The sequence below is a fragment of the Streptomyces sp. NPDC002935 genome, from assembly GCF_040611295.1.
Taxonomy (GTDB): domain Bacteria; phylum Actinomycetota; class Actinomycetes; order Streptomycetales; family Streptomycetaceae; genus Streptomyces.
On the sequence record NZ_JBEXNW010000035.1, the window covers coordinates 58426 to 69456 of the forward strand.

The window sequence follows — 11031 nt, forward strand, 5'->3', positions numbered from 1 at the left end:
CCAAGGCCCCCGGCCAGACTGCCAAAACCTGTCCCGCGCCGGGCGCCGGGACTTGCCTCGACGACGACCCCAACCATGAAGGATCTGGTGGAATGGCTGGCACCGAACGGGATCAGGCGAGTGGAAAGCCCCATGTGGTCATCATCGGGGGTGGTATCGCGGGACTGGCGGCGGCGTTCTATCTGCGCAACGAGCCGGTCCGGGTGACGGTCCTGGAGGGATCGTCACGGATCGGCGGGAAGCTGTCGGTCTCCGAGGTGGCCGGAGTCGCGGTCGACGAGGGCGCCGAATCGCTGTACGCCAACCGCCGCAAGACCACCGGGCTGGTCAAAGAGGCCGGGCTCGGCGAGCGGATCATGTCCGCGGGCGTCACCGCGTCGGCGATCTGGACCCGGGGCGGGATCCGCCGGCAGCCCGACCGTCAGTTCATGGGCGTGCCCTGCGACATGGAGGACCTCGGCCGCTCCGGCGTGCTGTCCGCGGCGGGACTCGACCGGGCACGGCAGGACCTGGTGCTCCCGTCGTCCGAGCGGGACGGCGACGTCACGGTCGCGGCCCATGTCGCGGGACGGTTCGGCCAGGAGGTCGTGGACCGCCTCGTCGACCCGTTCCTCGCCGGAGTGTTCTCCGGCCGTGCCGAGGACCTCTCCTTCGAGGCCACGCTGACCCCGCTGGCCAAGGCGTCCCGCGCGCACGTCTCGCTCGCCGACGCGGCAAGCTCGCTGACGCCTCAGCTCGCGCCGGGCGAGAAGCCGCCGCCGGTGAGCGTGGCGACCCTGGACGGCGGGTTCGGTTCGCTGCCCCCCGCACTCGTGCGGGAGGTACTGGCCGCCGCGCCGGACGCGTCCGTGCGCACCGGGGCGAGCGTGCGCGCACTCACCCGGAACGCGGGCGGCGGCTGGCGGCTGGCCGTGGGCCCGGTCACCGACTTGGAGCACATCGACGCGGACGCCGTCGTCGTCGCCGTCCCGGCCGGCCCCGCGAGCACCCTGCTCGCCGGGATCTCCGGAACCGCCCCGGCCGTCTCGGCCCTGGCCGAAGTCCCCTACGCGAGCGTGGCGATGGTCACGCTCGCCTACCCCCGCGCGGCGTTCCCCGGCGGGCTCTCCGGCCGCGGATACGCCGCCTACCGGGTACCGGCGGTGGAGAAGAAGGCCGTCAAGGAGGTCACGTTCACCACCGTGAAGTGGCCGCACCTGGCCGGCGAGGTGGAGATCGTGCGCTGCTCGCTCGGACGCTTCGGCGAGGAAGAGCTGCTGCTGCGCGACGACGCCGATCTCGTCGCGCTGGCGAGCGCCGAACTCGCCGAGGCCACCGGGGTGCGGGGCGTCCCGGTCGCGACCCGGGTCAGCCGCTGGCCCGACGCCCTGCCGCAGTACACCGTCGGCCACCTGGACCGGGTCCGGCGGATCCGTGAAACGGTGGCGGCCCAGCCCGGACTCGCGGTGTGCGGGGCCCTGTACGACGGGGTGGGCGCCGGGGTCTGCATGGCCACCGCGCGCAAGGCCGCCGACCAGGTCCTGGCCTGGCTGAAGACGGATGCCGCCACCCGGTCCGTCACGGCCGGAGTCTGAACAAGCACCGCACAACGGCGCGCACCGCGGCTTGCGTTGAGGATCGTGTCGCGGCTCGTGTCGCGGCTCGTGTCGCGGCTCGTGTCGCGGCTTGCGTTTGCGGACACAGAAGTGGCCGTGCCCGGTCGTCGGGCACGGCCGCTTCTGTGTTCTCCCCTCGCGCTCAGCGGTCCAGGAGGGTGGCGAACACCTGCGTCAGGATCTGCTCCGGGTCCTCGCCGGCGTCCGTGGCGCGCCAGGCGACGTGCTGGTCGGGGCGTATCAGGAGCGCTCCGGCGTCGGTGATCTGGCGGACGCTCTCCCATCCGCCGTCCGGGTCGGCGAACTCGGCGCGGGCGCCGATGCGGGCCACGGCGACCGGGACCGAGAACTTCTGGGCCGCCTTCGCGGCGGCCTCGGACCACAAAGTGCCCTGCGGTCCGGTGATCAGGGTGAAGCCGGTCGCGGCGATGAGGTCGAGGGTGGACAGGCGTTCGCCGTCCCGGGTGATCCACGCGTGCGGCAGCCGGTGTCCGGGACGGGAGGTGGGCCGGTGCACGTTGCGCATGGGGACACGGACCGGCGGTTCGCTGTTGTCGGGGACGATCGCGCCGTCCTCGTAGGCGAAGCCGACCTCCATGTCCAGGGCCTGGCATCCGCCGCGGTGGGTGTGGAAGATCTCCAGGGCGCGGGTCCGTACGGTGTCTCCGAGCGGGGACGGGTCGAAGTAGGACTCCAGCCGCTGTCCGCGGCGCCCGGCGGGGATGTTGTGGCCGACCCCGATGGCGTCCATGACCGCCTGGTGGTGGACGGCGGCGGACGTCGCCCAGTCGACGTTCTCCCGGCCCACGGGCCGGCGTTCGGCCTCGTAGGTGTCGATCAGGCTGTCGGGGGCGCGGCCGCTGAGCACCGCGGCCAGCTTCCAGGCGAGGTTGTGGACGTCCTGGATGCCGGTGTTGAGGCCGAGTCCGACGGCGGGGGGCTGGCGGTGCGCGGCGTCACCGGCGATCAGTACCCGGCCCACCCGGTAGCGGTCGGCGAGGTGCGCGTGCACGATCCAGTCCGTCACCTTGTGCACGGTCACGTCCAGGTCCGGCAGGCCCAGCAGTTCACGGATGCGGGGGACGACCGTCTCGGTGTCCCAGCGGCCGGGCGGGCCGGGGGCGAAGTGCAGACCCCACTGCTCGCAGGCCTTGCCCCAGCTCGGTCCCATCTCGATGAGGTTGCTGGACAGGTCGGGGTCCTCGGGGCTGAGGAAGTGCGTGATGAGGGTGCCTTCCTCCCACCACTGGGACAGATCGGCGGAGAAGTACGCGGTGGTGGTGTTGACCAGTGAGGGCGGTCCCTGCATCTGGATGCCGACCGCGGGGCCGACCATGCGGCCGCCGTCGGCGCCGATGAGGTACTGCGCCCTGACCGTGGTGATCTCGCCGGTCTCGGTGTTGCGGACCTCGGCCAGGACGTGGTCGCCCTCGTCGGAGAACCCGGTCACCTCGTGGTGGAACAGGACGCGGCCGGGGCCGCGCTGTTCGGCGTGGCGGCGCAGGATCGGCTCCAGCCACATCTGCGGCAGCTTGGCGGGCAGGACGGGCCCGACCGCCGCGTAGCTCTCGCGCAGTTCGCCGCCGCCGAAGGCGTCCATCTCATGGATCAGGCGCCGGTCCATCGGCCCGTCGCCGGCGAGCGTGGTCTGCCAGCGCACCTTGCCGAACAGTTCCAGCGGCGCCGCCTCGGCGAACACGTCGTCGGCGATGCCGTGCCGGCGGAAGATCTCCATCGTGCGCTGGTTGAGATAGTGCGCCTTCGGAATCCTCGATGTGTCCGGGTGCCGTTCCACCAGCAGATGATCGACGCCCTGGTCGGACAGGAAGACGGAGGCGGACAGGCCGCATCCGCCGCCGCCGACGATCAGGACCGGAACCTCGATGGTTCCCATATTCGCCCCTCCAGAATTGACAGACGCGTTGCCTGTCGCAGCCTGTCAAAGCGCTCTTCAGCGCCGGTCAAGAACGACTGGACCTCGCCGCCGGCGCCGTGCGCCCGAGCCCGCCGCGTCCCGGCGGGCACCGCACGGCGCCGGCCGCCGTCGGTCACTCCGTGCGCAACGCCGTGGCCGTACGGACCTTGGCCGCCCAGCCCGCCGGGGCCGTCGCGCCCAGCAGGGCGACGAGCACTCCGGCCAGGCCCAGCAGCACCAGCTGCGAGGTGTCGTACACGTCGAGGACCGACGGCGGCAGGCCGGTGCCCGCGGCCTCTCCCATGACCGGCAGCACGTAGCCGTGCAGGGCGAACCCGGCCGGGACGCCGATCAGAGCGCCGACCACGCCGATCCCGGCCACCGACGCGAGCACGAGCCCCACCGTCTGCCGCGGGGACATGCCCAGCGCCTTGCACACTCCCAGGTCGTGGACGCGCTCGCGGGTGTCCAGGACCACGGAGTTGAGCACGCCGAGGCCCGCCACGCAGACCAGCATCAGGGTGAGGAGCGCGGCCATCGCCTCCAGCACGAGGATCATGTTCTCCCCCTCCGGGGCGAAGTTGGCGATGGCGTCGCCGCCCAGCGGTTCGACCACCTCGCCGAGGTCGCGGGCGTAGTCGGCCGGGGAGACTCCCGGCTTGACCTCGATCTGGAAGGCCCCGGGCTCCGCCGAGGGGAAGCTGTCGAGATCCGCGTGGATCTGCATGCCGTCGTCCGACGTGTCGAAGGCCTCGCCGACGATCCGCAGGCGCACCGTCTCCTTCTCGAAGGTCACCCGCACGGTGTCGCCGATCCTGGTGCCCGTCCGCTCCAGGAAGTGGGTGGGCACCACGACCTGGCCCCGCCCGTCGATCCAGTGACCGGCGATCATCTCGTAGCTGCCGGGGCTCGAATCGCCCTGGTACAGGCTGGCCCGGATGGTGCCGGAGATCCCGGACACCGTGGCGTCCCCCCGCGCCATGCCGTAGTACGAGGCGGTGCCGGGCTGCGCCGCGACCGCTGCACGCACCGCCTCCGGATCGGCCGACGGCCGCTCCTGGTCCGGGCCCGGGCCGGCGGTCGTGCGCCCGGGGCCGGCCGAGGGCTTCTGCCTCTTCTCCACCCGCTGTCCGGAGCCCGGGTTCGGGCCGCCGCTGAGGGCGGTGACATCGGCGCGGCTCTCGGGATCCTGCGCGCCGGCCACCGCGTCGAGGGACTGTGTCAGGCCCACCGCGAACGTCGCGGCCACCGTCCCGAAGGTCACCGCGAGCACCATCGCGGCGGCCCGCACGGGGTGCGCGAAGGGACTCGCGAGGCCGTACGTCACCGGCCTGGGCAGCGGAAGCCGGCCGGCCGCCCGGTGCGCCCACTGGCCGCGCGTGGAGCGCGGCGCCCGGCCGACGGCGATCGCCTCGACCGTGCGCAGCCTCCCGGCGCGCAGCGCGGGCACCAGCGCCGCGATCCCGACCACGAGCAGCGCGCAGGCCGGCACCACGACATCCACCCACCAGGCCACCGACAGCGACACCGTGCCGTACACGGACTCGGTGTCATCGAGCAGCGGCACGGCCAGCAGGTTGCCCAGCACGACACCCAGCGCGATACCCGCCGCGGCCGGGATCAACGCCTGGGCCACATAGGCCCGTACGACCTCGCGCGGGGTGAATCCGATGGCCTTGAGGATGCCGATGCGGCGCAGGCTTGTGCCGACGGAGCCGCTGATCACGCTGCCGACGATGATCACCGACATCACGATGCCGAGCACGCCGAAGGCGAACAGGAACGGGATCGTCGCCGCCGCGCCCTGATCGGCGGCCCGCTTGGTGTCCAGCCACGACTGGGTGCCGACCAGTGCCCCGGAGGGCAGGGCGGCGGTGAGTTTCTTGCGGTCGTCCGCGATCTGGGACTTCGTGCCGGCGGAGTCGAAGCGGTAGAGCATCTGGCTCGTGAGGGCGCTGTCCCCGGTCGCGAGCGACCTGACCTGGGCGGGGGTCGCCCAGACGTCGGCGCTCCCGCCGGCGGACAGCGCGAAGCCGACGACGGTCAGTGTCCGCGCGTTCGCGGCGTCGGAACTCATCAGGGTCGAACCGAGCTTGAGGAACGGGCCCGAGAACGAGGCGGACAGCACGATCTCGCCGGACGTGCGGGCCCACCGGCCCGACTTCAGCTCCAGTTCGTCCACGTCGCTCCGCGGACCGGGCCGGCCGACCAGCGTCAGCGCGGGCAGGTGTCCGCCGTCCCGGCCCACCGGGCTGATCGTCGTGGACGGGAAGGGTCCCGCGCTCGCCGTGACCTCGTCCAGGCGGCGGGTGCCCGCCAGCCGGGCCGCGCTCACCCGGTCCGGGTCGAACTGCGCGGTGAGGTGCGCGCCGTGCTGCTGCGCGAAGGCACGGTCGAACGGGGCGTTCGTGGCGACCATCAGGGACCCGGCGACCACGGCCGAGGCCACCGCCATCATCGTGGCCACGGCGATCACCAGCGTCTGCACGCGTCGTCTGCCGACCCCGGAGCGCACGACCCGCCCCAGCGCGCCGCCGCCGATCCGGCTCATCGGACGGCCTCCGCGTGCGTGTCGGCGGCGACGCGGCCGTCCACCAGATGGATCGTGCGGTGCGCGCACGCCCGGGCCAGCTCCAGGTCGTGCGTGACCAGGACGACGCTCTGGCCGCCGCGGTGCAGGTCCACGAGCAGTTCCCGTACCTCCTGCCCCGACGCGGTGTCCAGCGCGCCGGTCGGCTCGTCGGCGAGCAGCAGGGCGGGCCTGTTCACCAAGGCCCGTGCCACCGCGACCCGTTGGCGTTCGCCGCCGGACAGCCGCCCCGGGTAGGCGCGGGCGTGCTTCTGGATTCCCAGCACCTCCATCAGCTCCCCGGCACGCGATGCCGCCGCTCGCCGGGCGGTCCCGGTCAGCTGGGCGGGAAGCTGGATGTTGTCGGCGACGGTGAGGTCGTCGAGCAGGTTGAAGAACTGGAAGACCATGCCGATGTGTTCGCGGCGGAACCGGGCCAGCGCGTGCTCGCTCAGCCGGTCGATGCGCTGCCCGGCCACGGTCACGGTGCCCTCGCTCGGCCGGTCCAGACCGGCGACGAGGTTGAGGAGCGTGGACTTGCCGCTGCCGGACGGACCGGTCACGGCAAGGGCCTCGCCCTGGGCCACGCGGAGGTCCACCGGTCCCAGCGCCGCGGCGTCGGCGCCGCCGTACCGCTTGGCCACGCCCTCCAGTTCGATCACCTGAGTCATGGGTGGGTCCGTCCTTCGTGGTCGAGGAGCCGATGCCCTGTGCAGGCCCGGTGAACGTACGGGCGGACGCCGGCGGGGCGCGTCGGCCGCGGCACCGACATCGGGCCCTCCCCGCGAAGGAGACGGCCGCGGGGTCATTCCCGAGGAGTACTCCCGGGGGACAGGGGCCCCGGCCGCGCAGGCGGACGCGGGCCCGTGCCGCGGGGCCACACAATGTGCGGATGGAGACGGAGGAGGCGTACGGGCGGCCGCGCGACGCGCCGTGGGCGGGCCCATGGCGGGAGCGGGCCGGCGACGTGCTGCGGCCGGGAACGTGGTGGGCGCACGTCCGCGACGCGCTGCGGTCGCAGGGTGAGCCCGCCCCGCTGTCCCGGCGGGCGGTGCGCGTGGACGTGGCGCTGGCCCTCGTGCTGACCGTCGTCGCGCTGGTCGTGGCGGCGCGCTACCCCGGCGACGGGCCGGTACGGATCAGCTCCAGGGCCGTGTCCGAGAGCCGGGGCGCGCTCCCCTACCCCCCGGCCGTTCCCCGCCCTGGGCCCGGGTACGAACCGGAGCCCTCCGTGCCGCCCTGGGTCCTGGTCGTGCTGTCGGCGCTGCCGCTCGTGGCCCGGCGCAGGTATCCGCTGCTCACGTTCGGGGTGGTCCTCGCCGCGGTGCTGGCGATAGGTGACAGCGTCTCCTGGATCAACGTGCTGACCTGCAGTATCGGCGCGTACGGAGCCGTCGCGCTCAGCCGCTACCGGACGCGGGCGATGGCCGCGCTGGTCGTCGCCGCGGTGCTGGCGGGTGTCGCGTTCCGGGATTCGGACCCCGTGCTCCCGGGCTGGTCGAGCCCCGCCGTCGTGCTCCTGGTCGTCGGGGTGCTGGCCAGCCTCGTCCGTTTCGGGCGCCTGCGGCTGGAGGCCAGCCGCAAACGCTTCACGGACCTCCAGCAGGCCCAGGAGAAGGCCATGCGCCGGGCCGTCGAGGAGGAGCGCGCCCGGATAGCCGCCGAACTGCACGACGTCGTCACCCACAATGTGAGCGTGATGGTCATTCAGGCGGGCGCGGCGCGCAAGGTGATGGACGCGGCCCCCGAGCGGTCCAAGCAGGCCCTGCTGGCGGTGGAGGCCGGCGGCCGCGCCGCCATGGCCGAACTCCGCCATGTGATGGGCCTGCTCGCCGGCCCGGACGCGGGCGCCGACAGCCCCGCCGACGGCCTGGAACCGTAGCCCGGCCTCGGACAGCTCGACGCCCTCGCCGAAAGGGTCCGGGCCGCCGGGACACCGGTGGGCCTGACGGTGTCAAAGCCTGCCGGGCCGCTGCCGCCCGGGGTGGAACTGACGGCGTACCGCGTCGTCCAGGAGGCGCTCACCAACACGATCAAGCACGCGGCGGGCGCCGGTGCGACGGTGGCGATCGGCTTCGCCGGCTCCTGGCTGGAGATCGAGGTGACCGACACGGGAGCCGTCCGGGACTCGCCCGCGGTGGACGGCAACGGCCGCGGACTGATCGGACTGCGCGAGCGGCTCGCGCTCTACGGCGGCGAGCTCACCGCCGGGCCCACGCTCACCGGCGGATACCGGGTCACGGCCCGAATCCCGTGGGAGGCGGTGTGAACGGGCCCGCCCTGCGCGCGGTCATCGCGGACGACCAGGCCCTGGTGCGTACGGGTTTCGGGATGATCCTCGCCGCCGACGGCATCGAGGTGACGGCCGAGGCGGCGGACGGGGCCGAGGCGGTCGACGCCGTCAGGCGCACCCGGCCCGACGTCGTCCTCATGGACATCCGGATGCCGCGGATGGACGGCATCGAGGCCACCCGGCGCATTCTGGGCAGCGGACCCGACGGCTCCGGCGGCGCCCGGGTCATCATCCTCACCACGTACGACCTCGACCACTACGTGTACGCGGCGCTCACCGCCGGAGCCAGCGGCTTCCTGCTCAAGGACGTCACCCCCGAGCACCTCGTGGCGGCCGTGCGCCTGGTGCGCTGCGGCGACGCGCTGCTCGCGCCCACGATCACCCGCAGGCTCATCGAGCGGTTCGCGCACCGCCAGGAGTCCCCGCAGACCGGCCTCCGCCGTGACCTGTCCGGGCTGACCCCGCGCGAACTGGAGGTGCTGCGCCTGCTGGCGACCGGCCTGAGCAACGCCGAACTCGCGGACCGCCTCTTCCTCAGCCCGACCACGGTCAAGACGCATGTCGGCCGCATCCTGTCGAAGCTCGACCTGAGGGACCGCGTCCAGGCCGTCGTCCTCGCCTACGAGAGCGGCCTGATCTCCCCGCAGGGCCCGCCCGACACCGGCACCGGCTGACGGGCTGACGGGCTGACGGGCTGCGCATACGGCAACTCCCGTCCCCCGCACGGAAAACGGCCCCCAGACAAGCACAGGAGGGCATGAGGGGGAAGGTGCGTTCGGGCCCGAGACGCGACCGCGCCGGCCCGTCCGCCGCACCGCGGCGAGCACACGGTCCGTGCCGGCCTGGGAGGTCCGCCGGTCGCCGAACGCGGCCGCGGCGCGGGCGCCCTCCCGGACATGGCCGGCGTCACGGACGCCTCACCGGACTCGGCGCGATCGGCCGGCCCGGCGCGTGCGCACGCTCGCGGCGGGCGGTACGCGGCGAGCGAGGTCAGCCGAGCCAGGCGCCGTCGCGCATGAGGGTGCGGCCCGCCAGTTCGTTCGCCTCCCGCCAGGCCTGGATGCGGCGCGGCCGGATCCGGAAGTACTGGTAGGGCGCGTCGGTCTCCTGGCGCGGGTCGAAGCCGGTCTTGGCCGCGAACGCGTCGGCCGCCTTGTCGCCGAGGCCGGCGACGTCCACCGGCTCCGCGACACCGTCGACGATCACGACGTCGCGTGTCGGGCCGACGCCCAGGCGCACCTGGGCGTCGGCCAGCAGGTTGCGGCCGGTGACCGAGGTCCGCGGCGTGGAGACGAGGAACGCGGTCCCGTCCCACAGGTAGGAGAGCGGCACGAGGTGGACGCCGCCCGAGGCGCCCGCTGTCGCGACCCACAGGTCGACGTCGCTCTCCAGCCGCGCGCGGGTGTCGCGCAGCCGCTCCTGCAGTCCACGCGGTGACACGTCCGTCATGATTCCTCCATCGTCAAGGAGAGCTCCCCGTGCGGGAGTTCTCCGTCGGTTGTCGGCCGGCCGCGGGCGGCCGTCGCTGCCACGGCCGCCACGGCGCCGACGGCGTCGCGCACACCGATCATGTCGTGTGCGCGGTGCGTCACGAAGCGCACATGATGGTTGGGCAGCGGCAGGACGCGCACGTTGTGGCCGGCCAGGCGCGCGGCGCACTCCTGCGCGCTCAGCCCGGCGAGGCGTGCCATGACCATGTTGGTCGGCCGGGGCGGGCGCATGACCGTGACGCCGGGCAGCGCGGCCAGGCCGGCGGCGAGCGCGGCGGCCTTGTCGTGGTCGGCGGCCAGGTCGGGCAGGCGGCGAAGCGCGGTCAGCGCGGGCGCGGCGAGGACTCCCGCCTGGTGCAGGGAGCCGCCCAGCCATCCCCTCAGCTCGCGGGCGTACGCGGTGTACGCGGACGTTCCGCACAGCAGGGCGCCGGCCGGTGCGCCGAGCCCTTTGGAGAGCGAGAAGGTGATGCTGTCCGCGGGTCCGGCGAGCTGGGCGGGTGGGACGTCGAGGGCCACGGCCGCGTTCGCGAGGCGGGCGCCGTCGAGGTGGAAGTGCGCGCCGTGGCGGTGGGCCAGCGCGGCCACCGAGCGCGTCGCCGCGGCGTCCAGGGCGTTGCCGGCGTGCATCATGCTCGTGTTCTCCAGGCAGACCACGGTCGGCCGGCCGGCCGGGGCGGACAGCAGCGCGGCCAGGGCGTCGAGGTCGGGCAGGCCGTCGGAGTGCTGGGCCACCGGGGCCAGTTCGATGCGGCCGAAGCGGCGCAGTCCGGCCGATTCGAGGAACGCCATGTGGGTGCCGGCGCCGACGATCAGGCGTGGCGGCGGGGACGCGGGGCCGAACGCGGCGAGCGGGGCGAGCAGGTTCGCCATCGTGCCGGTGGGGGTGAGCAGGGCGGCCTCGGTGCCCAGCAGTCGGGCGGCGTTCTGTTCGAGGAGGGCGACGGTGGGGTCGTCGCCGTACACGTCGTCGCCGACCTCGGCCCGGGCCATCGCCGCGCGCATCCGCGCGTCCGGCACGGTGCGGGTGTCGCTGCGGAAGTCGAGCCGCGGGCAGGCGGCTTGCGAAGAAGCGGACTTCGGGGCGGCGGCGGACCGCGCAGAGGCGGACTTCGGGGCGGCGGCGGGCCGGGGAGAAGCGGACTTCGGGGCGGCGGGCCGGGGCATCG

9 protein-coding genes are annotated in these 11031 nt (G+C 73.9%); 4 read left to right on the top strand and 5 right to left on the bottom strand.

Features of this window, described 5'->3' with window-relative positions:
• Positions 1–92: 92 nt before the first annotated feature.
• Positions 93–1574 (top strand): protoporphyrinogen oxidase, encoded by a 1482-nt coding sequence (gene hemG / locus ABZX90_RS34720; protein ID WP_351125751.1) that lies wholly within the window; start codon positions 93–95, stop codon positions 1572–1574.
• Positions 1575–1737: 163 nt separating this feature from the next.
• Here the strand turns inward: hemG and ABZX90_RS34725 are convergent, their stop codons facing one another.
• The 3 genes from ABZX90_RS34725 to ABZX90_RS34735 all read right to left on the bottom strand — a co-directional run bounded on the left by ABZX90_RS34725 (position 1738) and on the right by ABZX90_RS34735 (position 6750).
• On the bottom strand, positions 1738–3489 hold the full coding sequence (locus ABZX90_RS34725) for an FAD-dependent monooxygenase (RefSeq protein ID WP_355211650.1): 1752 nt from the start codon (positions 3487–3489) through the stop codon (positions 1738–1740).
• 154 nt (positions 3490–3643) lie between these two features.
• Complete coding sequence (locus ABZX90_RS34730) at positions 3644–6061, bottom strand: FtsX-like permease family protein (protein ID WP_355211653.1); 2418 nt, start codon at positions 6059–6061, stop codon at positions 3644–3646.
• Entirely contained in the window at positions 6058–6750 is a 693-nt protein-coding gene (locus ABZX90_RS34735) for an ABC transporter ATP-binding protein (RefSeq protein WP_351125757.1), read from the bottom strand. The genes ABZX90_RS34730 and ABZX90_RS34735 overlap by 4 nt, the downstream gene beginning before the upstream one ends.
• Before the next feature lie 221 nt (positions 6751–6971).
• Between ABZX90_RS34735 and ABZX90_RS34740 the strand changes: the two genes are divergently transcribed.
• The 3 genes from ABZX90_RS34740 (at position 6972) to ABZX90_RS34750 (ending at position 9046) form a co-directional block, all read left to right on the top strand.
• Positions 6972–7961 (top strand): histidine kinase dimerization/phosphoacceptor domain-containing protein, encoded by a 990-nt coding sequence (locus ABZX90_RS34740; RefSeq protein WP_355211656.1) that lies wholly within the window; start codon positions 6972–6974, stop codon positions 7959–7961.
• A 69-nt stretch (positions 7962–8030) separates the two neighbouring features.
• On the top strand, positions 8031–8348 hold the full coding sequence (locus ABZX90_RS34745) for an ATP-binding protein (protein WP_355211659.1): 318 nt from the start codon (positions 8031–8033) through the stop codon (positions 8346–8348).
• Positions 8345–9046 (top strand): response regulator transcription factor, encoded by a 702-nt coding sequence (locus ABZX90_RS34750; RefSeq protein ID WP_355211661.1) that lies wholly within the window; start codon positions 8345–8347, stop codon positions 9044–9046. Before ABZX90_RS34745 ends, ABZX90_RS34750 begins: the two co-directional genes overlap by 4 nt.
• Before the next feature lie 316 nt (positions 9047–9362).
• Here the strand turns inward: ABZX90_RS34750 and ABZX90_RS34755 are convergent, their stop codons facing one another.
• Positions 9363–9821 (bottom strand): pyridoxamine 5'-phosphate oxidase family protein, encoded by a 459-nt coding sequence (locus tag ABZX90_RS34755; protein WP_351125763.1) that lies wholly within the window; start codon positions 9819–9821, stop codon positions 9363–9365.
• The gene (locus tag ABZX90_RS34760) at positions 9818–11029 is read right to left on the bottom strand and encodes a GntG family PLP-dependent aldolase (protein WP_355211665.1); all 1212 of its coding nucleotides are present in this window, start codon (positions 11027–11029) and stop codon (positions 9818–9820) included. Before ABZX90_RS34760 ends, ABZX90_RS34755 begins: the two co-directional genes overlap by 4 nt.
• Positions 11030–11031: the final 2 nt, after the last annotated feature.